The organism is Pseudomonas sp. UTLPPB19802 (assembly GCF_059730225.1).
In genome coordinates this window covers 3,490,540-3,514,298 of the sequence record NZ_AP048545.1, presented here as the reverse complement: position 1 = coordinate 3,514,298, position 23,759 = coordinate 3,490,540, and the positions used below count along the sequence as shown (strand labels likewise).

Annotated in this window: 22 protein-coding genes; 3 read left to right on the top strand and 19 right to left on the bottom strand. The window is 64.8% G+C overall.

What is annotated here, in order from left to right:
* Positions 1-2: 2 nt before the first annotated feature.
* The 9 genes from AC6I6U_RS15760 to AC6I6U_RS15720 all read right to left on the bottom strand — a co-directional run bounded on the left by AC6I6U_RS15760 (position 3) and on the right by AC6I6U_RS15720 (position 8,581).
* Positions 3-1,277 (bottom strand): OprD family porin, encoded by a 1,275-nt coding sequence (locus tag AC6I6U_RS15760; protein ID WP_497882828.1) that lies wholly within the window; start codon positions 1,275-1,277, stop codon positions 3-5.
* Positions 1,278-1,338: 61 nt separating this feature from the next.
* Positions 1,339-2,208: an aldose epimerase family protein gene (locus AC6I6U_RS15755; protein ID WP_497882827.1), complete on the bottom strand. Its 870-nt coding sequence runs from the start codon at positions 2,206-2,208 to the stop codon at positions 1,339-1,341.
* 87 nt (positions 2,209-2,295) lie between these two features.
* Entirely contained in the window at positions 2,296-3,387 is a 1,092-nt protein-coding gene (locus tag AC6I6U_RS15750; RefSeq protein ID WP_497882826.1) for a mandelate racemase/muconate lactonizing enzyme family protein, read from the bottom strand.
* Positions 3,384-4,196 carry an NAD-dependent epimerase/dehydratase family protein gene (locus AC6I6U_RS15745; protein WP_497882825.1) on the bottom strand — a complete coding sequence of 271 codons (813 nt, stop codon included), beginning with the start codon at positions 4,194-4,196 and terminating at the stop codon, positions 3,384-3,386. Before AC6I6U_RS15745 ends, AC6I6U_RS15750 begins: the two co-directional genes overlap by 4 nt.
* Before the next feature lie 60 nt (positions 4,197-4,256).
* Positions 4,257-5,543, bottom strand: a complete 1,287-nt coding sequence (locus tag AC6I6U_RS15740; protein ID WP_497882824.1) for an MFS transporter — start codon at positions 5,541-5,543, stop codon at positions 4,257-4,259.
* A gap of 63 nt (positions 5,544-5,606) precedes the next feature.
* Positions 5,607-5,900, bottom strand: a complete 294-nt coding sequence (locus tag AC6I6U_RS15735; protein ID WP_497882823.1) for a Dabb family protein — start codon at positions 5,898-5,900, stop codon at positions 5,607-5,609.
* A gap of 15 nt (positions 5,901-5,915) precedes the next feature.
* Entirely contained in the window at positions 5,916-7,313 is a 1,398-nt protein-coding gene (locus AC6I6U_RS15730; RefSeq protein WP_497882822.1) for an aldehyde dehydrogenase (NADP(+)), read from the bottom strand.
* Positions 7,310-7,768, bottom strand: a complete 459-nt coding sequence (locus AC6I6U_RS15725) for a nuclear transport factor 2 family protein (RefSeq protein WP_497882821.1) — start codon at positions 7,766-7,768, stop codon at positions 7,310-7,312. The genes AC6I6U_RS15730 and AC6I6U_RS15725 overlap by 4 nt, the downstream gene beginning before the upstream one ends.
* 15 nt (positions 7,769-7,783) lie before the next feature.
* Positions 7,784-8,581, bottom strand: a complete 798-nt coding sequence (locus AC6I6U_RS15720) for an RraA family protein (protein WP_497882820.1) — start codon at positions 8,579-8,581, stop codon at positions 7,784-7,786.
* 216 nt (positions 8,582-8,797) lie between these two features.
* On the opposite strand from AC6I6U_RS15720, the gene AC6I6U_RS15715 reads away from it, so the two are divergent.
* From AC6I6U_RS15715 to AC6I6U_RS15705, 3 genes are all read left to right on the top strand, one after another.
* The gene (locus AC6I6U_RS15715; RefSeq protein WP_497882819.1) at positions 8,798-9,718 is read left to right on the top strand and encodes an alpha/beta hydrolase; all 921 of its coding nucleotides are present in this window, start codon (positions 8,798-8,800) and stop codon (positions 9,716-9,718) included.
* 148 nt (positions 9,719-9,866) lie between these two features.
* On the top strand, positions 9,867-10,892 hold the full coding sequence (locus tag AC6I6U_RS15710) for an NAD-dependent epimerase/dehydratase family protein (RefSeq protein ID WP_497882818.1): 1,026 nt from the start codon (positions 9,867-9,869) through the stop codon (positions 10,890-10,892).
* 70 nt (positions 10,893-10,962) lie between these two features.
* Positions 10,963-12,258 carry an MFS transporter gene (locus AC6I6U_RS15705; protein WP_497882817.1) on the top strand — a complete coding sequence of 432 codons (1,296 nt, stop codon included), beginning with the start codon at positions 10,963-10,965 and terminating at the stop codon, positions 12,256-12,258.
* A gap of 9 nt (positions 12,259-12,267) precedes the next feature.
* Here AC6I6U_RS15705 and AC6I6U_RS15700 read toward each other — a convergent pair whose 3' ends face one another.
* The 10 genes from AC6I6U_RS15700 to AC6I6U_RS15655 form a co-directional block, all read right to left on the bottom strand.
* On the bottom strand, positions 12,268-13,617 hold the full coding sequence (locus AC6I6U_RS15700; RefSeq protein WP_497882816.1) for a carbohydrate porin: 1,350 nt from the start codon (positions 13,615-13,617) through the stop codon (positions 12,268-12,270).
* An 84-nt stretch (positions 13,618-13,701) separates the two neighbouring features.
* A complete protein-coding gene (locus tag AC6I6U_RS15695) occupies positions 13,702-15,021 on the bottom strand; it encodes a c-type cytochrome (RefSeq protein WP_497882815.1) in 1,320 nt (439 codons plus the stop codon).
* A gap of 7 nt (positions 15,022-15,028) precedes the next feature.
* Positions 15,029-16,795, bottom strand: coding sequence for a GMC family oxidoreductase (locus AC6I6U_RS15690; RefSeq protein WP_497882814.1), 1,767 nt, complete (start codon positions 16,793-16,795; stop codon positions 15,029-15,031).
* A 15-nt stretch (positions 16,796-16,810) separates the two neighbouring features.
* A complete protein-coding gene (locus tag AC6I6U_RS15685) occupies positions 16,811-17,533 on the bottom strand; it encodes a gluconate 2-dehydrogenase subunit 3 family protein (RefSeq protein ID WP_497882813.1) in 723 nt (240 codons plus the stop codon).
* A 270-nt stretch (positions 17,534-17,803) separates the two neighbouring features.
* Positions 17,804-18,820 carry a LacI family DNA-binding transcriptional regulator gene (locus AC6I6U_RS15680; RefSeq protein ID WP_497882812.1) on the bottom strand — a complete coding sequence of 339 codons (1,017 nt, stop codon included), beginning with the start codon at positions 18,818-18,820 and terminating at the stop codon, positions 17,804-17,806.
* A 77-nt stretch (positions 18,821-18,897) separates the two neighbouring features.
* Complete coding sequence (locus AC6I6U_RS15675; protein WP_497882811.1) at positions 18,898-19,800, bottom strand: DoxX family protein; 903 nt, start codon at positions 19,798-19,800, stop codon at positions 18,898-18,900.
* Between the two features lie 12 nt (positions 19,801-19,812).
* On the bottom strand, positions 19,813-20,346 hold the full coding sequence (locus AC6I6U_RS15670) for a GlcG/HbpS family heme-binding protein (RefSeq protein ID WP_497882810.1): 534 nt from the start codon (positions 20,344-20,346) through the stop codon (positions 19,813-19,815).
* An 82-nt stretch (positions 20,347-20,428) separates the two neighbouring features.
* Positions 20,429-20,923, bottom strand: coding sequence for a GlcG/HbpS family heme-binding protein (locus AC6I6U_RS15665; protein ID WP_497882809.1), 495 nt, complete (start codon positions 20,921-20,923; stop codon positions 20,429-20,431).
* 171 nt (positions 20,924-21,094) lie between these two features.
* Positions 21,095-22,282, bottom strand: a complete 1,188-nt coding sequence (locus AC6I6U_RS15660) for an L-dopachrome tautomerase-related protein (protein ID WP_497882808.1) — start codon at positions 22,280-22,282, stop codon at positions 21,095-21,097.
* A 38-nt stretch (positions 22,283-22,320) separates the two neighbouring features.
* Positions 22,321-23,691 carry an MFS transporter gene (locus AC6I6U_RS15655; protein ID WP_497883037.1) on the bottom strand — a complete coding sequence of 457 codons (1,371 nt, stop codon included), beginning with the start codon at positions 23,689-23,691 and terminating at the stop codon, positions 22,321-22,323.
* Between the last annotated feature and the right edge of the window lie 68 nt (positions 23,692-23,759).

Below are 23,759 nucleotides of genomic sequence, written 5' to 3'. Positions count from 1 at the left end.
GGTTACTTGAGGGCGAAGGTGTAGCTGAGGATCACCCGGTTCTCGTCACGATGCTTGGTCGCATCCCCCTGGATCTCGACGTTGCGCCAGCGCAGCGCGAGGTCCTTGAGTGGCCCGCTCTGGATCACGTAGCTGACGTCGAGGTTGCGTTCCCACTCCTTGCCGGCGTGGCCGTTGACCTGGAAGTTGTCGCCATACACGTAGCGAGTGAAGGCACTCAGCCCCGGCACGCCAAGACCGGCGAAGTCGATGTCGTAGCGCGCCTGCCAGGAGCGCTCGCGAGCACGGTCGAAACGCAGCACCTGGATGGCGTTGGACACACCCGGCAGGTCGGTGTCATGCAGGAACGGCAAGGCACTGTCACCGGCGTTGAACTGGTAGCCCATCGTCACTTTTTGGAAACCGTAGGCGGCGCTGAGCAGCCCCGAGGTCATGCGGCTGTCGAGCACACCGGCACGGGCCTGGCCGCTCTCGCCGCTGTCGAGGTAGTTGAGGGTGCCGCTGAGCCGCCAGCGCCCGATGTCGATGAACTTGGTCCCGGTGTACAGCGTCTGCTGGTAGACATCTTCCAGTCGCCCTCCCCAGATCCCCAGGGACAGGCTCGGGTCTGGCGTCCAGGTACCGCCGAGGTAGTTGAAGCGGTCGCTGGTGACGTTGAGGTAGTTGCCGGTCTGCATGTCGCGCGAACCGCTGAATTCGCGGTAGTTGACCTGGCGCATCTGGCCGAGGCTGAAGCTGAAGTGCTCAAGTTCGTTGACATCCAGCATCGCCCCCTCGAAGAACTGCGGCAGCAGCCGCGAGTCGCCGGCATACACCAGGGGGATTTTCGGGAACAACCCGCCGACCTTCAGTTCGGTCCTGGAGATTTTCATCTTCAACGCCGCCGTGGCCTCGGAGTACTGGTTTTCCGAGCTGGGATCGGCATTGCGCGGACCACCGGCCCGGTTGTAGGCCCCCGGCAGCAACGCGCTGCCGCTGCGGTCCGGGGAGGAGTCGAGCTTGAGCCCGAGGCCGGCATACAGGTCCACGCCAAGGGCCACTGGCGTATCGGTATAGCCGGACTGCGCCTTGAGGATGAAGCCCTGGGCCCACTCCTCAATCTTCGATTGCGCAGGCGGCCTGGAGTCGCGCAGGTCGTGGTTGTAATAGAAGTTGCGCAGGGTCAGGTTGGCCTTGCTGTCTTCGAGGAAATCCGCCCGGGCACAGGCCGGCAGCAGGCCGGAGAGGCACAGCGCGAAAACGGGGACGGACGAGGGGCGAAGCGGACGGAATTGCATTGTTATTATTTTCCTTCGGTCGAGTGATGTTGCAGCACCGGCCCATGCAGCCGGTGCGGATTCAGCGGGCTTGCCAGTTGAATACGAGGGTGCTGCCCAGGCGCTGTCCCGGCTCGAGCACTTGCGTGCCCTGGTCGGGCCACTCGGCGGGCGGACTGTTGAAGGCGTCCGCCAGGTGCGAGACCGGCTCCAGGCACAGGTAGGCGGCGTCCACCGGGGCAAAGGCGACGAAATGCGTCAGCGGCGCCTGGGCCTCCATCAGCAGGCGGCCCTGCGGATACTCCACCCGCAGCGCGCCGTCCCATTGCGAGCCATACAGCGCGAGTTCCTGTTGCAGGCTGTCGTCGATGACCACTGGCTGTTCAAGGGCTCGCGAGTGACCGGTGGGCAGGTAGGCCGCGTCGATCGCCCAGGAACGGCCGACATTCAGCTCGACACGCATGCCCGGATGGCGCTGGAAATACGGGTGCAGGCCGAGCCCGGCGGGCATCGACGAGTGGCCGAGGTTGGTCAGGCCCAGGTCGATGCGCAGTTGCTGACCAACCAGGCTGAAACGCTGCTCGAAGCGCACCGGCCACGGCCAGTGTTCACCGTCGTATTCGCAGGCCAGGCTGACATGCTCGGCGCCCTGCTCCACCACTTGCCAGGCCAGCGTCTGGGCCACGCCGTGCAGGGTGTGGGGCAGCGCCGCCGGGTGCGCGGGCAAGGCATGGGTAACGCCGCCATGGCCGAGCCGGGCCTCGCGCAAGCGGTTGGAATACGGCAGCAACGGGTAGATGCCGCCCCGCGGCCAAGCCAGCGGATCGAAGGCCTCGGCCCGAATCGGCGTCATGATGTCCAAGCCATCGGCCTGCAACAGCGCCACACGGCCACCCCATTCGGGCAGCAGCGCAAGGGACCAGGTCGCGTTCGTCAGCTCTATACGTTTCATCGACAGCTCCAGATTCGCGGCATGCAGAGTCCCGCCCGGCGCACGCTCGCGCGCCGGTGGGCAGGTTTTTCAGGTGAGTTCCGGGGGCTAGCTGCGCCGGAACTGCTCGAACACGTCCATGTCGAGGTCAAGGCCGAGCCCGGTGCCGGTCGGCACCTGCATCATGCCGTCCTGCAGCAGGCCCTTGACGTCATGCAGCCAGCCGTCGGTTTCGACATAGTGGAATTCCACCAGTGGCACGTCGGGCTGGACCGCCGCCAGATGCAGGGTCGCCAGCAGCCCCGGACCGAAGTACGGGCTGTGGGGCAGCACGAGGGTGTCATGCCGGCTGGCCAACTCGGCGATGCGCAGGCATTCGCTGATCCCACCGACCTTGGTCACCGAGGGCTGGATCGAGTCCACCGCGCCCTGGAGCACCGCGTTCTCGAACTGCACCGCAGTGCACCAGTTCTCCCCCGCCGAGATCGGCACGCCGTGACCGCGCAGGCTGGCCAGGGCCGGGAAGTCCTCGGGCGGGAAGATCGGTTCTTCGAGCCAGGCCAGTTCGAGTTCCGCCAGGGCCGGCAGCCACTCGCGGGTATCACCGATACTCCAGGAGCAGTTGACGTCGGTCGCCAGCGGAATGTCTCGGCCGATTGCCCGGCGGCAGGCGGCCACTGGCGAGACGGTGTTCTCATGCAGCTTGATATGCTTGAAGCCTTCGCGCAGCGCACGCTCGCACGTTGCCGGCGCAAGGCCGTTGTCGCCGTAGCGCACCAGGCTCGCATAGGCGGGAATCGCCTCGCGGGTGGCGTTGCCGAGCAGACGGTGCAGCGGTTGCCCTTCACGCTTGGCCTGCAGATCCCACAGCGCCATGTCGACCCCGGAGAGGCCGAACATCGTCACCCCGTAACGACCGAAAATATGCAGGCGCAACTGCGCGTCGAGGTTCCAGGCCGGGATGTCGGTGATGGTCTGGCCGACGGCCAGCGGCGCGATCAGCCGGTCGATCATCGAACGCACCGAGTCCGCCACGAAATAGCCGAAGGCCTCGCCCCAGCCGACGTTGCCCTGCTCGTCCTCGACGCGAACCAGGACGTTCTCCAGGGTGTGCCAGGTCATCGGCGTGATGACCTTGGCCGGGCCACCGTCGTGGAACGGGATCTCGACGACGAACGTCTGGATGCTGGCGATTTTCATGGCCGTGCTTCCAGCAGGCTGACCAGTCTGGCGCCAGCGTAGGCACCGCCGACATGGTCACGTCCGGAGGTAGCCGGGTCCATCGCCTCGTAGGCCAGGTAGCCCGGCGCCAAGTGATCCTCGGCATTGTCCTGCGGCTGGTAGCCCAGCTCGCGGGCGCGGCGGTTGTGGAACAGTGGATGAGGGCTCTCGGAAACGCCGTAGACCACCTCGTGGCGTACCTGCGGGTGTTCCAGGCCGATGCGCACCAGTTGCGCCAGGTCGCGGGCGCTGGTCCACATCCGCAACCGGCGAGCGTCGGCCACCTGCGGGTCGGCGTTGCCGATACGGATGACGAAGGTCGCCAGGCCGTGGCGCTGGCTGAAGGTGGCACAGGCCGCTTCGCCGAACACCTTGCTCATCGCGTAGTAGCTGTCCGGTGCGGCGGGCAAGTCATCGAAAGTCTGGGCGGCGTCGGTGCGGTACTGGCCGACCACGTGGTGGCTGCTGGTGAACAGGAAGCGCTTGGCGCCATGGCGCTGTGCGGCTTCGAGCAGGTACAGCGTGGCGTGGTAGTTCGGCTCGACGGTGGCCTGGAAGGCAATATCGGTGCCGTGGGCGCAGGCCAGGTGCAGGATGCCGAAGACGCCTTCGACCGCGCGCTCGACCAGCGCGGGGTCGGTCAGGTCGCCGACGATTTCGCTCTCGCCCGGCTGCAGGTCACCGACCGGGCGGCGATCGAGCAGGCGCAGTTGGTAATGCTTGCGCAACAAGGGACGCAGGGCCGTACCGACGATGCCTGCCGCTCCGGTAATCAACAGGGTTTGCATGGAATGAAGTCCTCGTTCCTAGTCAGCCATGCCGGGCGGGCCGGCACGGCCGTTGAATGGTCAGGCCGCGATCAGGGCCGGGTTGGCCACGGTCTTCTCGGTGACGAAGATCGCCACGATCAGCGCGCCGATGATCCCCAGCAGGCCGGCCAGGGCGAAGCCGCTGGCAAAGGTGCCGGTGTACTGGATGATCAGCCCGGTGACGGTCGGTGCGACGATACCGGACAGATTCGCCAGGCCGTGCATGAAACCGCCGGCGGTGCCGACCTGGTGATCCGGCACGGCGTCCTGGATCATCGACCAGTACGCCGGGGCGGACAACATCAGGAAGCCGACCGCAACGGTCATCACCGCCACCGCGCCGGTGATGCTCTCCAGTTGCCCGGTCAGGCCAACGCAAGTGGCGGCGACCAGCAGGCAGCAGACCAGTACCACCTTGCGCGAGAACAGCCGCCGGCCGGTGCGTTTGAACACCCAGTCGATCAGCAGGCCGCCGCCGATGAAACCGAAGGTACCGACCAGCCAGGGTAGCGCGGTGACCACGCTCATGGACTTGAGGTCGACGCCCTTGGCATCGATCAGGTAGCTGGGGAACCAGGTCATGAAGAAGTAGAGGATGTAGTTGTAGCAGAACAACGACAGCCCCGAGATCAGCACCGCCCGCTGGCGGATGACCTCGATCACCGGCGTCGCCGGCACATCGCTGGCGGCCTGCACCGGCACTTCGCGATCGGCGTTGATCAGCGCCAGTTCCTCGCGGCTCACTTCAGGGTGTTCCTGTGGCGTCGAGGTTGCAATACGCCACCAGGCGATGGCCCAGACGATGCCGACCACCGAGATCACGATGAACGCCACGCGCCAGCCCAGCCAGATGGCCAGGAAGCCGACGATCGGCCCCGCCAGTGCCCCACCTAATGGCCCGCCAGCCTGGGCGATACCGATGGCGCGGGCGCGTTCGGCAATCGGGAACCAGCTGTTGATGGCCTTGTTCGCGGTGGTACTGACCGGGCCCTCGCCGATGCCAAACAGCGCACGGACGACCAGCAGCGACCAGAAGTTGAAGGCCAGTGCGGTGGAGCCGCACAGCACCGACCAGAACGACATCGACCAGGTCAGCACCCGCTTGGGGCCGAAGCGGTCGGCAAAGTAGCCGCCAACAAAACAGAACAGCGCATAGCCGAAGAAGAAGCTGCTGAAAATCAGGCCCTTCTCGGCTGGGGTCAGGTGGTAGTCCTGGGTGATGAACGGCATGGCAATCGACAGCGCCGCGCGATCGACGTAGTTGATCACCATGGCGAGAAACAGCATCGCCAGGATGGTCCAGCGAAAGGACTTCTTGTTCTTCATCGGTGTCTCCGCGCGCCCTCGTTGGGGCGCGTCTGTTGTTATTACGGTTATTGCGGCGAGTGTTCAGGCGGTGTAGTCGACCGCCACCCACTCGAAGTACTGCTTCAAGTCCTGGACCAACGCCTGGTGTGCCGGATGAGGCAGGTAGCGCGCTACCGCCTCGGCATCATCGAAGCTGGAGTCGAGCAGGTAGTCCCAGCAGATAGGACGATCCAGCTCGTTGGCCGCTACATGCCAGCCACGGATGAAGTCGATCTGTTGCGGAAGAATCCGCATGCGTTCGACCAGCTCAGCCTCGAACTCGGGCTGAACGGGAACATCCGGCAGGCGGCGAAACATCACGAGATGACGCATCATGGCTTCGCCCTCCCCTTATGCCTGAGCCCAGGCCGGCGCATCCTGCAGCGCGACCGGACGCAGGAATCGCTCCAGTGCCGCGTAGCCAACCGAGGTGGTCTGCGGCGCGGTGGACGATGGCCATGGACCGCCATGTTGCTGGGCCGCGCAAACCGCGACACCGGTTGGCACGCCCTGGAACAGTACGCGACCGGAAACCTGCCCTGCAGTTCGAGCCAGGGAACGGTTGGCCGGGGTGTCGTCGTTGGCCCCCCAGAGCGTGGTGGTCAGGGTGCCACCGATGGCCGCCAGCACCTGCTCGACCTGGGCTGCATCGTCAGCGACCACCACCAGCGCGGCCGGACCGAACATTTCCTCGCGCAGCGACGGGTTGGCGATGAACGCCGCCGCGTCGGCGCGATACAGACGCTGGGCCGGGCCAGCAGCAGCACTACCCTCGAACAGCGTCGTGGCGTGTTGGGCCACCACTGAACTGGCGTGCTCGAAACCTTCGCGCATGGCCGGCGTGAGCATCGCATGGGTACGCACCGGCCCTAGCGCTTCGCCCAGTTGCACGAGGAAACGCTCGCTGGTTTCGCCCTTGAGCAGCACGATCACGCCGGGGCTGGTGCAGAACTGGCCGCAGCCCAGGGTGATGGAACCGGCCAGGGTCGTCGCCAGGCCCTGGCTGTCGGCTTCCAGCGCGGCCGGCAGGGCCACCAGCGGGTTGATCGAACCCAGCTCGCCGAAGAACGGAATCGGCCGTGGTCGTTCATTGGCCAGGCGCCACAGCGCGGTGCCGCCCTGGTAGGAGCCGGTGAAGGCCACGGCGGCGATCCCCGGATGCTGCACCAGGTAGCCACCGGCGCCACGGGAGGCGCCTTCGACCAGGGTCAGCACGCCTTCCGGCAGGCCCTGGGCCAACACCACTTGGCGGGCCAGGTCGAACACCGCCCGCGACAGGCGTGGATGGCCGGAGTGAGCCTTGACCACCACCGGGCAGCCCGCGGCGAGTGCCGACGCGGTATCGCCGCCAAGCACGGAAAAGGCAAACGGGAAGTTGCTCGCCGAGAACATCGCTACCGGGCCCAGCGGGCGTAAGACGCGTACCAGACGTGGACGACCGACTGGTGGGGCACCTGCCACCGCTTCGTCCACCACCGCTAAATGGGCGGCACCGGCTTCCAGTTGTTCGGCGAAACCGCGCAGTTGGAACGCGGTACGCCCCACTTCACCGTTCAGGCGCCCGGCGCCGAGATGGCTTTCCTCGTCGGCGATCGCCACCAGGTCGGCCTGATGAGCCTCCAGGGCAGCCGCCAGGCCGCGCAGCAGGTTGGCACGCACGGCGACGCCGGCCTCGGCCCAGGTCGCAGCGGCTTGCACCGCCAGGCTGACCGCCTGGTCGATTGATTGATGAGCGTTGTCCTGACTCATGCCTGGCCTCCACGCGACTGCGGCTCAAGGTGATAACCACGACCGGCGTAGTCGAAGTCGACCAATTCGTTGATGGTGACGTTCTTGTCCGCCGGCGAGGCGTAGAACGCACGGATTTCACTGATCAGGCCGCTGTCCTTGTCGAAGATGTACCACTCGTCACCGCGCAGGGCGGTGCCCAGCTTGCTTTTCCAGTGGGTCCACTCGATCACGGCCTCGTCGCTGTCGTGGCTGACCAGGATTTTGTCGATGGTCCACTGCGAGCCGAGGTTCTCGACGCACCAGACCCACTTGCGAGCGATGGTGTCAGCGGTACGCCACGGCACGTCCGGCAGGCCGGCCGGAAAGTAGTGCACGGCGTCGGGGGTGAAGCAGGACACCAGCTTGTCGTAGTCGCCTTCGTTGCAGGCGGCAAAATAACGACGGATGGTCTGGGCGTGCTTATGCTCTGCCATGATCCGGGTCCTCAATTACTTGTTGATGATCGAAGGGATAGCCGGACGACCGGAAGCGACCCAATCCTGGTAGGCGGCAATGGCTTCCGGGCTCGGCGGGTAGACGCCCCACAGCGGCTCGCCGGACGCGATGCGCATGGCCAGGTAGTTCTCGATGTCGTCCTGCTCCAGGCAGACTTCGGCCAGTTCCTCGGCCAGGTGGGCCGGCACCAGGGTCAGGCCATCGGCGTCACCGACGATGACATCGCCCGGGTAGACAGCGATGCCGGCGCAGCCGATCGGCACTTGCAGATCAGCCACATGGTGGTACGAGATACGGGTGGTCGCGGTGATCTCGCGGGCATAGGCCGGCAGGCTCATCTCGGCGATCTCACTGCCGTCGCGCAGCGCACCATCGGTGACGATCGCGCGGGCACCACGGGCCAGCAGGCGAGTCACCAGAATGTTGCCGGCGGACGCGGCGGCCGGGTCGTTGCGGCTGTCGATCACCAGCACGTCGCCGGGCTGGATCTGCTCGACGCCCTGCCATTGCAGGTTGTCGCCATTGGGGCGGGTGGTCATGGTGCCGTAGGTGTCGATGTCCTCGCGGGCCGGGATGAAGCGCATGGTGAAGGCACGCCCGGCGAACGGCTTGGCGTTGCGGCTCATGGCTTTCAGGCCAACGAACGCCGGCTGGCGAAAACCGCGCTTGAACAATTGGGTGGTCAGCGAACCGCTGGAGCAGCGGGAGAGTTTTTCGAGGGTTGCATCGCTGACGGACACCTTGCGGTTGGCGCTGTTGTCGTAGTCTTCGGCGTATTGGTGGATCGCCATTGTTATTCTCCAGGCTGAAGGGGACGGCGGGCTCGGCGAGCCGGCAACTGGAGGTCGATCCTAGGGGCAAGCCTGGCTGCGACAAAATGTCATCGTCCGTCCAACAGGCCGCATGTCTCACATCGCGAGAATCGCCCCTGGCGACAGTGGCGGAAAAAAACCTCGGGAAAGCGCGCGCCACTAGGCTGTGCAGGACTTTTCACCAGAGCCCCTGCCATGACCACGTACACACTCGATCCCAACCTCGCCGCCTACGTGGCGCAAAGCGCGACCTTCGTACCCGAGAACGACAGCCTGCCAGCCCGGCGCAAAGCCTTTGCCCAAGCCTGCCGGCATTTCACCCCACCGCAGCCGGCGAACATCCGGGTCGAGGACGATGATATCGACGGGCTGGCCGTGCGCATCTACACCCCCGAACAGCCGGAGCCGGCAAGCGGCTGGCCCACCCTGCTCTACCTGCACGGCGGCGGCTGGAACATGGGCAGCCACGCCACCCACGACTGGTTTGCCTTTGCGCTGCTCAAACGGGTGCCGGTGGCTATCGTTGCCGTGGACTATCGGCTGGCGCCGCAGCACCCGTTTCCGGCACCGCTGGAAGATGCGCTGAGTGTGTGGACTGCCCTGCGGCGTGGGCATTGGCCACAACTCGATGGAGAGCGCCTGCTGGTCGCGGGCGACAGTGCCGGCGGTTCGATCGCCGCCGGCCTGTGCGTGGCACTCAGGCAACTCGGCCTACCGCAGCCGCTGCTGCAGGGGCTGGTCTATCCGGTACTCACGACGGACGAGTCACTGGACTCCATGCAGGTCCACGCTCACGCGCCGATGCTGACCACCGCGGGCTTGCGGGTATCACTGGAAGGTTATGTACCGGATGCCGAGCGCAAGGCCGACCCTCGCGCCCTGGCGCTGGAGATTGATCAAGCCGCTGGCCTGGCGCCCGCCTTCATCGGCGTTGCCGAGTACGATCCGTTGTTCGACCAGGGCCGCCAGTACGCGCAGGTCCTGCAACAGGCCGGTGTGCCCGCACGCCTGCATATCGGTCGTGGGCTGGTGCACGCCAGCCTCCGGGCCGCCGCAGTACCGGCGGTAGAGGCATTTTACGACGCTCTGGCCGAGGCTGTGCGCGACACCCTGTAGCACGCCGTGTAGCGCTGTCGTGCGGCCACGATTCCCACAGTGCGGGACGCAAATCGCCTCGACCGGACCGACGCGATTGCTGCCTGCGACGCTTTTGCACACCCTGCACGCATTCCACTTCATCCAAAAATAATCAGGGGAATGCAGCATGAAAGTATTTATCACCGGCGCCAGCGGGCGCGTGGGCAGCCAGGTGGCCAAGGCGCTGATGGCGCGCGGCCACACGATCATCACAGTGGTCCTGCCGGGCGATCGCAACCTGGCCGCGGCCCAGGCCGCCGGTATCGAATGCATCACCGGCGACCTCGCCGATCGCACCTGCGTGCGCCGGGCGATGGAAGGTGCCGAGGCGGTGTTCCACCTCGCGGCGCTGATCTCGTTCCGTAGCGAGGATCGTGATCGCCTGTGGCAGGCCAACGTCACCGGCAGCTACAACGTGTTCGACAGCGCCGCGCAACAGTCAACCGAACGTCCGGTACGACTGATCTTCGCCTCCAGCGACCAGGTCTACCCGACGCGATTCGCCCGCTATCGTCCGGTCGATGAAAACCACCCGCGCGAGCCCTACAGCTTCTACGGCATGACCAAGCTGCTCGGCCAGGACCTGCTGGACTTCTTCGCCCGCACCCACCCGAACCTGAACGTCACCACCGCAGTGTTCTCACATATCGAGGCGGCGACGGAAGTGGTCGACCCGAATGGCGAGTACTCGCGCCCGGCGTTCTCCCTGCAGGGGCGCATCGACAGCCTGCGCGCCGCCAACAGCCACAACGCCAACTCGGCAGCCAGCGATGTGCAACGCCTGCTGGATATCCTCGAACCCCTGGCCGCTGACGACGACCCACTGCTGCTCGCCCGCGATGCCCACGGCAATGCCCATACCCAGGAGCTGACCGACGTGCGCGACATCGTCGACGCGCTGCTGCTGATGCTCGACAAGCCGGCGGCCATCGGCGAGACCTTCAACCTGGCACCACCGAGCCTGGTCGGCCTCGACACCTTCATCCCCTACCTGGCCAAGGCCACCGGCCGACGCTACGTCGAGGCGAGCCTGCCGGCCGAACTCGGCCAGCCCCACAGCACGGCGGCGAAGGCCCGTGCCCTGCTCGGCTGGGTGCCGCGCTACAGCCTGTTCGACATGGTCGACGAAGCCGTGGCCGCGCAGAAACGCTGAGGTCCCTCTCCTTCCCAACCCGACGCGCAGGCTTTCTAAGGCCTGCGCGTGCCTGCACAGGCGAACCTTCATGAACAAGAATAAAAGCCAATACCGCTGGTTCATCGTGACCCTGCTGTTCATCGCCATGGTCATCAACTACATGGATCGTGCCGCCCTGTCGGTGGCCATGCCCTTCATCACCAAGAGCTTCGAACTCACGCCCAGTGAAAAGGGCATGGTGTTCAGTGGTTTCTTCATCGGCTATGCCGCGTTCAACTTCATCGGTGGCTACCTCGCCGACCGCTATGGGCCCAAACGCGTGTTCCTCTGGGCAATGTGCATCTGGTCCGGGTTGTGCGCACTCACAGCCACCGCCTACAGCTTCTGGTCGCTGCTGATCGTGCGCGCCCTGTTCGGCATTGGCGAAGGCCCGGTACCGACCACGGCGAACAAGGTGGTCAACAACTGGTTCCCGATCCGCGAGCGGGCCAGGGCAGTCGGTATCAACCAGGCCGGAGGTCCCCTCGGCGGTGCCTTGGCCGGGCCGGTGATCGGCGTACTGGCGCTGTCGCTGGGCTGGCAGTGGTCGTTCGTGATCGTCGGCGCCATCGGCGTGGTCTGGGCGCTCGCCTGGAAACTGATCGCCACCGACCACCCCGCCGAGCACCCGCGGGTGAGTGCCAATGAGCTGGCCGATATCCAGGCCGGGCGTGACACCGCCATCACAGCCGATGACGCGGCGAACAGGCCGGGCCTGCTCCGCGTACTGCTACGCCCTTCGGTGCTGTGCACCGGGTTCTCGCTGTTCTGCTACAACTACACGCTGTACTTCTTCATGACCTGGTTCCCCAGTTATCTGGTAGACACCAAGGGCGTCAGCCTGCAGCAGATGAGCTGGATCACCGCGTTCCCCTGGCTGGTCGGTGCCTGCGGCATGGCGGCGGGCGGATTCCTGATCGACCGTATCTACCAGAAGACCGGGCGCCAACTGTTCTCGCGCAAAGTGGTGCTGGTCAGTTGCCTGACCATCGCCGCGGCCTGCATCGGCATGAGTGGCCGCTCGGAGTCGACTCACTTGGTGGTGTTCTTCATGTCCATCGCGATCGGCTTCCTGATGCTCACCGCCTCGGCCTACTGGGCACTGATCCAGGACACCGTGCCGAGCTGCTACGTCGGCACCGCCGGTGGCCTGATGCACGGCATGGGCAACTGCGCCGGGCTGTTCGCCCCCACCCTCACCGGCTTCATCATCCAGACGACCGGCACCTACAGCGCGGCGTTCGTGGTGACCGGGGTGCTGGGCGTGGCCGGAGCACTGGCGGTCGGGTTGTTCGTTCGCGAGCGCCGTGACGATGCCGGACAGCGCCTCCAACCCCTGACATGAGTCGGGAAGTCAGAAGGCCGCTTGCATTTTCAATCCACCCACCCAGGCATCATCGATGTGCGAAACACCGCCCGGATGACGCACGTATTGCAGGTTCGGCCTTACTGTCAGCCAGCGGCTGACATGCACGCCGTAGTACAGCTCGGCGTTGTATTCAGTGTCCTGGATCGGCAGGTAGTTCGGATCGTCGTAGTCGTCCACGCCGCTGGCACGGTTGAGCGCCTCACTGTTGCGCCGGTAGTCCGGATTGACGTGAACCTGTGAAACGGCCAGGCCGATGTCGTCTTGCGGGCGTGCATCGAACAGCCCCTTGTACACCGCGCCAACGGAGACGTAGCGGTCGACCTTGTTGGTCTTGCGGTCATGCAGGGTGGCCATGCTGAACAGGCTCAAGCCACGCGAACTGTCGCCCCCCTTGCCGGTGACCTGCTGCTGCACGCCGAACCACAGGCCGTGCTTGCTGGAAGCGCTGCGATAGGCCTCGCCACTGAGTACCGCGGGTTCTCCGTTGCGGTCCTTGTAGACATCACGGGCCTTGGCGGTGCTGTAGTAGTAACCGACACGGTACTCACCTGGCAGACCGGCGAGGGTTGGATGCCAGACCAGCTCCACCGGCAGTACCGCACCCTGGGTGCCACTGCCGCTGAGCTTGAAGCCATTGCCCGGCTCGGTATTCGACGGGTTCTGCTCAAAGGCACCGACCTGGGCATAGAGCTCTGGAGCCAGATGGTACTTGACCCGCAGCCCCCACTGCTGCACCGGCCAGTTGTACCAGATGGCGCCCCAGTTACCGGCCTGAGAACCGCAGAAGGTCAGGTTCTGGAAGTCACAGGCAAAGCTGTTGAAGTCCTCGCCCTCGCCGAAACGGCCCAGCTTGATATCCAAGCGCCGGTCGAGGAACTTCTGCTGGTACCAGGCCTGGGTCATGCGCCAGTGGGAGCCACGCCCCCAGACCTCCTGGGAGGAACTGAGCGTACCGACCCGTGGATCGCCGACCCGATCGTTGGAGATATTGTCGCCATTGCGGTCGGCGATGCTGAGCTGGAACTCGGCGTCCGGCCAGCCGAGCAGCTTCTGCAGGTCCAAGTGGGCGCCCAGGGAATACTGGTCGCTGTAGCGAGCGGTGCGGTCGTGGTTGTAGCCGCCGCCGAGGTTGGTACCGATTTCGCCGACGTATTCGAGGTCGAAATCGATACCGCGCTTGACCAGGTCGCTACGGGTACCGCCCCAGTCGCCGAGCATCCACGGCGAGTCGGGATCGAAGGCGTCGGCGGCGTTGGCATAGCCAGCGCCCAGGCTCAGGGCAAAGGCCAGGGGAAGTGCGCAAGGGTGCGCGATGAAGTGTCCGTACTTGGGCATGTTCGTTGAATTCAAGGTGCTGAAACGTGAGATAGACACGGGCCGCCAGGCAGTCCTGGCAGCCCGTTACCGAGATGTTGCCGATCAGTTCGCGCTAGCGCGCAGTGGCTCGCGCAGCTCCAGTTGCTTGCGCATGGCGCCGACAGTTTTGGCGTCAACGGCCGTGGCCGAGTTGCCCCAGCTGTTGCGCAGGTAGGTGAGGATGTCGGCAATCTCGCCGTCGCCGAGCTTCCAGTCGAACGCCGGCATGCCGGCCCCGGTGACGTTGGTGTGGGTGTGTACGGCATGGGAGCCGCCCAGCACCACACTGGTCAGGGTATCGACATTGTCGGCGAGAACCGCCTTGTTGCCGGCGAAACCGGTGATCATGTGCGGTACACCCTCTCCGGCCGGTGCATGGCAGGCCGAGCAGTGCACCTCATACAGGCCGGCGCCGGCCTTCATCCGCGTATCGCTGGCCGCCAGGGCCGGAGCCGGTGCCACGGGCTTGCCGGGCAGCGACTTGAGGTAGGTGGCGATGGCGGTCAGATCGGCATCGGTCAGGTGCTGGGTCGAGTTTTCGATGGCTTCGGCCATCGGGCCGCTGGCTACCGCAACACCGTCCGAGCCGGTCTTGAGGTAGTCGACAATCTGCTCGACGCTGGCATCGCCCAGGCCCTGGTGCGCATCGTTGGTGATGTTCGGTGCAAACCAGGTGCCCACCGCCCCGCCCTGCAGGTGCGCCGAAGTGATCGCGCCGCCCAGGGCATTTCGCGGGCTGTGGCAGGCAGCGCAGTGACCGGCGCCTTCGACCAGATAGCGGCCACGGTTCCAGGTGGCATCGTGGGCCGGGTCCGGCACCAAGGGTCGGTTGTCGAAGAACAGCCAGTTCCAGCCGGCCATCAGCAGCCGCTGGTTGAACGGGAAACGCAGCCCGGCCAGTTCATCCACCGTGTTGCGGCGCGGGGTGAGGGTGCTGAAGTAGGCCCACAGCGCGTGCAGGTCCTGGTCTTCCATCCGCGTGTAGTCGGTATACGGCATGGCCGGGTACAGCAGGCCATGACGACCCTGGCCATGGCGCACGGCGTTGAAGAAGTCCCGCTCGGTGTATTGACCGATACCGGTGTCCCGATCAGGCGTGATGTTGGACGACACGATCTGCCCGAACGGCGTGCCGATGGTATAGCCCCCGGCGAAGTCACCGGCATGGGCCGTATGGCAGGCCGCACAGTCGGCGCCACGCATCACGTACTCACCGCGCTGGACCAGCGCCGCATCGCTGGAACGCCAGTCGGCCAGGCGCACCTTGTCGTCCGCCACGCCCGAGCGTTGGGTGGAGTTGGCGTGAATCACCAGCCCCAGCACCACCAGGGCACCGGCCAGCACCACGCCGCCGGCCAGGCCGGCGATGTTTTTTCTGTTCATGCTCACCTCACGCCAACGGGCCGGGATTGTGTTGATACTTCTCGTGGATTGCCCGCGCGGTGCGGATGGCCAGTGCGCCGACGGTGCCGGTCGGGTTGTAGCCGGCGTTGGTCGGAAACGCCGAGGCGCCGACCACGAACACGTTGTGCGCGTCCCAGCTCTGCAGGTAGGTGTTCACCGCACTGGTACGCCGGTCCTCGCCCATGACCATGCCGCCCTGGGTGTGGTTGGAATACTCGTCGTAGGGATTCCAGGTCTTGGCCGCGGAGTTGAAGGTCACGTGGTGCCGGGCCCCCAGTTGCTGGCCGATCTCCACCGCCCGCTGCTCGATGAAACGCGCCATGTTGCGGTCGTTCTGGTTGAAGTCGAAGGTCATGCTCAGCAGCGGCACGCCGTAGCGGTCCTTGTAGTTCGGGTCCAGCGAGAGGTACGAACCGCGATCGGGCATGGACGTACCCTGGCCGAAGATGATCGCGTAGTTCTGGTAGTACTTCTGGTAGGTACGTTTGAAGTCCTTGCCCCAGCGCGGGCTGCCCGGCGGCAGCAGGCCGGCACGGCCGATCGGCATGCCTTCGCGGGACACGGTGAGCAGGCCTGCGCCACCGATGAAGTCCAGCGCACTGTGGTCGAAGTTGTCGCCGTTGTAGTCGTCCACCTGGATACCCAGGCCACCGGCACCAATGAACGGGTTGAGGGTCTCGCCCTCGAACCAGATATGCGCACCGGAACAGGTCTGGTAGTTGTAGTTGCGGCCCAAGGTGCCCTTGCCGGTGGCCGGGTCGTACTGCTCGCCAATGCCACTGAGCATCATCAGCCGGGCGTTGTCGTAGGTGAACGAGGCCAGGCAGACGATATCGGCCGGCTGGTACACCTGCTGGCCCTTCTCGTCGTAGTAGCTGACACCGGTAGCGGTCTTGCCGTCCTCGGCCTTGTGCACCTGGTAGACATAGCCCTGGGTGACCAGGGTGAAGTTCTTGCGGCGCATCAGTGCCGGAATGATGCAGGCCTGGGGCGAGGACTTGGAGTAGTTGCCGCAACCATGGAACATGCAGTAGCCGCAATAGGTGCACGGCGCCATGCTCACGCCCAGCGGGTTCACATAGGCCGCGCCAACGTGGGCCACCGGGATGTAGAACGGGTTCAGGCCCATGTTCGCGGTGGTGTCACGATACATCTGCATCAGGCGCGAGTCCTTCAGCGCCGGCGTCGGGTACTCGCGGCTGCGCGGCCCCTCGAACGGGTTGCCACCCGGACGGCGCTCGCCGTTGAGGTTGCCGGCCACGCCGGAAATGCCGGCGATGCGCTCGAAGCGATCGTAGAAGGGTTCCAGTTCCTGGTAGGTGATGCCCCAGTCCTGCACATGGTCGAGCCCCTTGAGCTTGCTCGCGCCGTAGCGCTCCAGGGTGGCGCTGCGCACCTTGAAGTCCCACTCGGTGAAGCGCCAGGCCATGCCGGCCCAATGGAAACCGGCGCCGCCGACCGACTTGCCCATCTGGAAGGCTTTCAGCTCACGGGTCGGAATCGCCGTCTGTCCGGCGTGGTTGCGAAACGTCAGGGTGTAGTCGCTGGGCTGCAGCAGCAGCTCGCGGCGCAGGGTCCAGCGCAGCTCGTCGGGATCGACGGCCGGCGGCGTATCGGTGGAGGTATCGAGCCAGGGACCACGGTCGATGGCGACCACTTCCAGTCCGGCGCGAGTCAGTTCTTCGGCCATCAATGAGCCGGCCCAGCCCAGGCCGACGATGACGACGTCGGCCTTCTTGCGTTGTATTGCCACGTTAGTCTCCTCGGCTCAGCTCACAGGGATCAGGCTGATGGGCTCAAGACCCAGGTTCTGTCCACGGCGTTCGATGTATTGGCGGTAGTCGTAGCGGGCACCGGGGAAGCCGACCAGCTTCCAGCCGACCATGTCGCGGTTGCCGCCATACAGCGGGTCGCTGAAGTAACCCTCGCGTACGCTCTGCAGCAGCGCTTCGAACAGGCGTACACCACTGCCCTCGCCGCTCCAGTCCAGGCGTCCGGCCTCCATTTCGACGAGCACGGCGTCGATGATTGGGCCATCGAGTTCGGCAAAGGCGCGCTGGTGCTTTTGCTGGGCGTAGTGTTCGAGGAAGGCCAGGCCCGCCAGGTAGTACTCGCGGCGGGTGCGCAGGTCGATGGCCAGGCCCATCAGTTGGCTCTCGTCGGCCTGCAGCGGCTGGTCGAGGTAGACGTCCTTGGATTGCCCATAGGGGCCGGCCATCTGCGCATCGATAAAGTCCACGCAACCGGCTTCGCTGGCCGAGGGTCCGGCTTCGTCATGGGGAATCAGGCGGTCGAAGACAGCGGTCAGGGTCGCCCGCGCCTGGCCCTTGAACACCTCGGAGCGACCGCCGGAAAACACCGGCGTCGGCAGCATCTCGGGATTCAGACCGGTTTGCGGCGGCACACTCTTGAGTTCGCCCGCAGTGACCTTGCCCAGACCGATGGTGGCTGCCAGGGCCCCCAAAGAACGCAAGGCGTCCCTTCGTCTCATGTTTTTCTCCTTCGGCGACCGTCATGCGGCCACCTGCTGATCACGGTGGTGCCGTGGGCATCGGCAGAACGCGAAGGCGCGTTTTTTCGGGCGCACAGAAGCTCGCGACGATGGGCCGAAGGCACGTCGGGCAAGGGAAAATAAGAGGCGGATAGGCGAAAAAACGCGGCCAGGCGACCTGTCGGTCACGGCGCGGCCAGTCTAGGGTGCGACAACCCGCCACGCCATCGGAGTTTTGACGTGTTTACGTCAAAACCGCCTGCAGGCCTTTCAATCCGGGAGGGTTTCGTCGATCACCAGGCGCAGTTGTGCCTGTACCTGTGGCGGTGTATCCAGGTCGCCATTGGCATGCAGCAGGTGCTGCACCGCTGCTTCGGCCTGGCCTTCGGGGTCCTGGTCGATGACCAGCGACAAGAGTCCCTCGCGAAGCAATCGATGGTGCTGCTCGGTAGCCTCGTAACCGATCCAGACAGGACGCACCGACTGCTCCCGCAGCACCTGGCAGACACCCGTTGAACCACTGCCGGTGGTGTATAGTCCCAGCAGTGGCCCCTCCTGCAGGGCGGCACGCAACGCCGCGGCCGTACGCGCATTATCGTCCTGGCACTCCACCGGCCCGATCACTTCCAGTTGTGGGGCCTGCTCGCGCAGCACGTCGAGAAAGCCACCGACTCGCTGCTGGTGGGCGTGATAGAGCAGGGAGTTGGTGACCAGCAGCACCCGCCCGGCTTCGCCACGTAGCCACTGGCTGAGAAGACGTCCGGCGCTGCGGCCGGCGCGCTGGTTGTCGATACCGACGTAGATGGCACCGGGCAGGTCGGACAGGCTGCTGGTCAGCAGGATCACCGGCACGCCCTGGGCCAGTTGCGCCGCCAGGGCTTCGCGGATCGCCGGGGTGTCCTGCCCGACCACGATCAGCCCTTGACGGGGTGTACGTGGATTGCGGATCAGTTCCAGCAACTGCTGCGGGTGTGCCTCGGCCCAGAGCTGGCGCTGCAGTACCAGGCGCGAGCGCAGCAGATCGGCCTGCCGGGAGAAGGCCTCGGCCAGGCGCTGGAAGTGATCGGTGGGACTGTCGACCATCAACAGGTCGAAACGCAGCAGCCCATGCACGGGGGATGGCAGCAGGCGGCGCAAGCCAAGCTCGCGTGCAGCCTCGAGGACCTTGCGCCGTTTGCGGTCGGATACGCTGCCGCGCTCGTTGAGAACGCGGTCGACAGTACTCAGGCTGACACCCGCCAATTGGGCGACATCAGCCATGCCTTGGCGACGGTCAATCTTGTCCACCTGCAACCACCCAGTTACCAAAAGGGCGGAGTCTGCCATGCTTGCGCAGATTTCGCCTACTCCACCCTGAAGGCTGGTCAGTCGTGACGAACCCCGCGCGCATTGACCGCCAGCGCAATCAGCCAACGCGGTAACAGCCTTCGACTCAATAGCCAGCCATCCAGGGAAAACTTCCCTGCCCCGGTAGCCATCACCCCCGCGAACACCACCAGCAACAGCATCACATACTCCCAGCCGCCGCCTCCTGGCGAAGCCCAGGCATAACCGCGACTCCACTCGCCGCCGAAACCGACCGTCGCCACCAGGAAGTAGACCAGGCTCATGAGCGCGCCCAACCTGGCGAACAGGCCGAGCCCGACGCTGACGGCGCTGGCGAATTCGATCAGCCCGCCCAGGACCACGAATGCTGCCGCGGCCTCACCCAGGCCAAAACCCTGGAATCCGGCCTCCAGCTTATGGAACCAGCCCAACCCGGCGAAAATCTTCTCCGAACTGTGACACAGCTCGTTCAGGCCGAAGTACAGGCGCACAATCGTCGCCTGCCAGAGCAATGTCCCGAGCCAGGCCGCCGACTTTCCACGATCACGACGCAGGTCGCCCATCACACAGTCGATGAACTGGAGCAACAACGGCACCGCAGCGAAACTGGCGACCCAAACCATGACGTTGGCGTCATTCATCGCCGCCACGCGCCAGGCAATCAGGAAAGGCAGCAACGACATGAGGAACCCCGGAGCGAATGCCCTGGGCGTGACTAGCACGGCACTGAGCAAAGCGACGCACAGCCAGAGCGTGCTGGACCAGGCGGCGAAATCCGGGAGCGAGTGATTGCCCCAACTGCAGTAGACAGATGCCAGCAAGGTTGCCGCCAGCCCGGCCACGCTGAGCGCATTGGGTACGGTGGAGGGTTTGAGCATGCCGTAGTCGTTTGCATAGGCACCCTCGACAACAGCAGCAGAAAGCACAAGAGGACTGTTCATGGCGGGCCTCGATCAAGGATGGGTGGCAGGCAAGGTTTTCTCGAAGGCACGCACCAGCTCGGTGGCAAATCGCTGCTCCTGGGCATCGCCGGCACCACCGGCAACGCCGATGGCCCCCACTGCCCGCTCCTTCTGACGGATCACCACCCCTGCGACCGCCGGCAAGATGCCGGGGATGCTGCCCAACTGCAGATTTTCCTTGCGGGCCAGGTCATAGAACACGATCGTGTCGACGTCGTTTATCGCCGCCGAATTGGCTTTTTTCATCGCCGCCTCGATACAGCCGGGAGCAGCGCCATCCATGCGTTTGAAGGCCAGCAGGTAGCCATTGGCATCGGTCACTGCGATGCAGGGATGAACCCCTTCGCGCAGGGCCTTGGCCACTGCGTTATCAAGCAGCGTGGTGGCCCCGGCCAGCGACAAGTTGGCGGTGGCACGTAACGCCGAGCCGTTTTCAGAGGCCGTGGCCCAGGACGCGACCAGCATCGCGAAGGTGACAGGCACAAGCAGGCGCACGGAGGCCTGGAGCCCGGAACATAAGCTCATGAGTGATTCCTTTCCAAGAGAGGGTTGCAGAACCCAGCCTTCTGCCTTGCGCCGCTAGCGGCAAGGCAGAAGGCCAGTGCCATCAGCGGAACGTGGCCGCCACGTCCTCGGCCAGCTTCTGCTCGGTCAGATCCGTTGCCCCACTGATGCCGACACTGCCAATCACGTGGCCGTCATGCTTGACCACCACACCGCCCACTGCCGGCAGGATGCCGGGGATGGTGCCGATCGCCAGGTTTTCCTTGCGGGCCAGGTCGTAGAAGGTGATGGTGTTGATCGCGAATCGTGCAGCGGACTGGGCCTTGGCGATCGAGGCCTCGACACATCCGGCGTAGGCACCCTGCATCCGGGTGAACGCCAGCAGGTGGCCGTCTGCATCGGTGACGGCGATGCAGATGTTCATGTCTCGGCTGTTGGCGATTTCGGTCGCGCGCCCTGCCAGTTGCAGGGCAGCCGTCGTCGACAGGTTTTCCTGGGTGACGACTGACGTGCTCGTGCCGGCAGCCGCCTGGACGGACGAGGAGGCGGCAGCGATCAGGGCAAGGGACAAGGCGGCCATGGTCATTGTTGTTTTCATTGGTACATCTCCTGGGTTGATGGCCTGTGCGCTGTTGCACAGGCCTGATGAAGTCGTTCGCTGGCGTTTTTCGCGCAGCCGAACACGATCCGCGAATCGCCGCAGCGCTCGCAGGAAAAGGGGTTTCGTTGTGAAAAGGGTCAGGTGTCGACGACCACCTGAAGCCGACAGTTACCGGACGGCCGCCTTCAACGGCTTGCCCACGACCGCCGGGACTTTCTCGCGCCCGCCCAGGCTGGTGGGCAGTTGCACCTTGTAGATCTTGAATGGCATCTCGATGGCGTCCTTGCCGCCGGGTCCCCGGTTCGAGGCCATGCGCGCACTCTGTGGCACGGGGATGTACAGCTCGCGCTTGTCGGAAATGATCATGGCGTCCGGGTTCCACAAACGCGGATCCTCGGCGACCACCCGCAACGTGCCGTCTGGCGAGTAGACCGTCACCCTGGGCTTGTCGTACTCACCCATGTAGACGTTGCCGGCACTGTCCATCGCCGTCCCTGTCAGCGGGCTGGTGTCATAGACGAACTCCACCTGCCGGGACAACGCCTCCTCACTGACGTGGGCGTCACGCAATGCCTGGGTCGGCACCCGCCACAGCGGCCCGCTCAGGGGCTGGTAATAGAGCCACTGGCCATCCGGACTGATTTCGATGGGATCGGAATGCACCTGATGGTCACTGCCATCGGCCAGCAACAGCACCTGGCCGTTTTCGCCAATCGGCCGCCGCTCGGGACTCATCTGGGTCGACGGGTGTCCGGCAAGGCGCCTTACCGATTCACCCGTGCGCAGGTTGACCACGATGATTGCGCCCAACCCGGAGTCGGTGACATAGGCATGCTCGCTGTCCAGGCGCAGGTCGTTGAGGTTGGCACCGGCCGGCAGCACGCTGGCCGGCAGGCTGATGCTGCGCAGCAGCTTGCCGGTGCGGGTGTCGAACTGGAGGATTTTCTGCCCCGGATTGATCCCCTGGGGGCCCGCATCCTCGCCCTGGTCGATCGCCCACAGCGTGTCGTCGTCAAAGATGTGGATGGTGTTGATCTTGACCAGTGCGGCGGAACTGGGCTTGCCTGGTGCCCAGTCATTCCATTGCCCACCGGGGAAGGGTTTCAGGCTGCCGTCGGGCATGACCTCGGCAATCGACGGTGTGTTCTCGAAACCCGGCCAGCGTGGCAGGCCGACGAACAGGCGGCCGTCAGAGGTCAGTGCCACGGCGTTGCACAACCAGTCCAGGCGGGCGACTTCGGTTAACGGCTGGCCGTTCGCCGGAACATTGCCTGCCTGTGCCAGGGAGGCACACGCCAGCCCTGCAGCGCAGAAGGCAATCCTGAGGGCGCGGGTCAAATGTCCTGATGCGTTCATTATTGTTGTCCTTTTCAGTTGTATGGCCAGTGCGAGTACTAGCGTGCGGTTGCGGGGTTCAACGGTGGTTCAGGGAGGCATTCACCCTGGGGACTTGCGGCATCGTCCGGACGTTGCAGCGGGCCGACGATGATCAGGTAGCTGACGAACGCACCCACGGCATTCAGCGCGACATAGACCAGGGCGCCGTTGAAGGAGTGCATCGACTGCACCATGTAGCCGATCACCACCGGCGTGACGATGCCGGCGAGACTGCCGAAGGTGTTGAAGATCGCGCCATTCATGCCGATGCTGTCCTTGGGCGAGACGTCGGCAATGATGGCCCAGCCCAGTGCGCCCATGCCCTTGCCGAAGAACGCCAGGGCCATGAACAGCACCACCAGCAGGTCGGTCTCAACGTAGTTGCACAGGATCATGCTCATCGACAGGGTCATGCCGATGAAGATCGGCAGCTTGCGCGCGCGCGTCAGCGATACGCCTCGACGCAGCATCCAGTCTGAAACCATGCCGCCGCTGATACCGCCAATGAAGCCGAAGAGCGCAGGGACGGCCGCCAGCAGTCCGGCGTTGAGCAACGAAAGCCCACGTTGCTGTACCAGATAGACCGGAAACCAGGTCAGGAAGAAGAACGTCAGGGTGCTGATGCAGAACTGCGCCAGGTAGATGCCCAGGAACATACGCTGTTTCAGCAGATTGCGGGCGCGTGTCCAGGTCTGCTGCCAACCCTGTGCCGGCGCTCGGCTGGCTGCATGCTCGCGCAAGCTGGCGCCGCCCTGGCGCATGGCCTCAAGCTCCATCGGGCTGATCCTGCCATGCTCGATTGGGGCCTTGATCCGCAGGATGAACACCACTCCCATGCCGACCCCGGCCGCCCCCATCACATAAAACACCCACGGCCAGCCCCATCGGGTAGACACCCATGCCAACAGCGGAGTGAAGACCACGGCAGCAAAATACTGGGAGGAATTGAAGATGGCTGTTGCCGTACCACGCTCGGCGGTCGGAAACCACATCGACACGATCTTGCTGTTGGCCGGAAAGCAGGGAGCCTCGGCAGCGCCCACCAGAAAACGCAAGGCAAAAACCGCAACGAAGGCGAAGCCTACCGGCATCATGGCCACCGTACCGATCAGGCCGGTGAAGACCGACCAGGCCACGATGGCCAGCCCCAGTACACGGATACTACCGAAACGGTCGATGGCCAGGCCGCCGGGCAGTTGCAGGAGCATGTAGGCCCAGGCAAAAGCCGAGAACAACCAGCCCATCTGGGCGTGGCCCAGTCCCATTTCATCCGAAAGACTGGCGCCGGCGATGGACAGCGTGGCACGGTCGCCCTGGTTGATGATCATCATCACGAACAGCAGGGCAATCACTTCATAGCGCCGGTGTTCGGCCATGAAGCGGCGCAGAGAAAATGTTTTTTTCATTGTATTCTCAAGAGCAGATTGCAAAGGTGGGCAACCCACGGTTGCCCCAC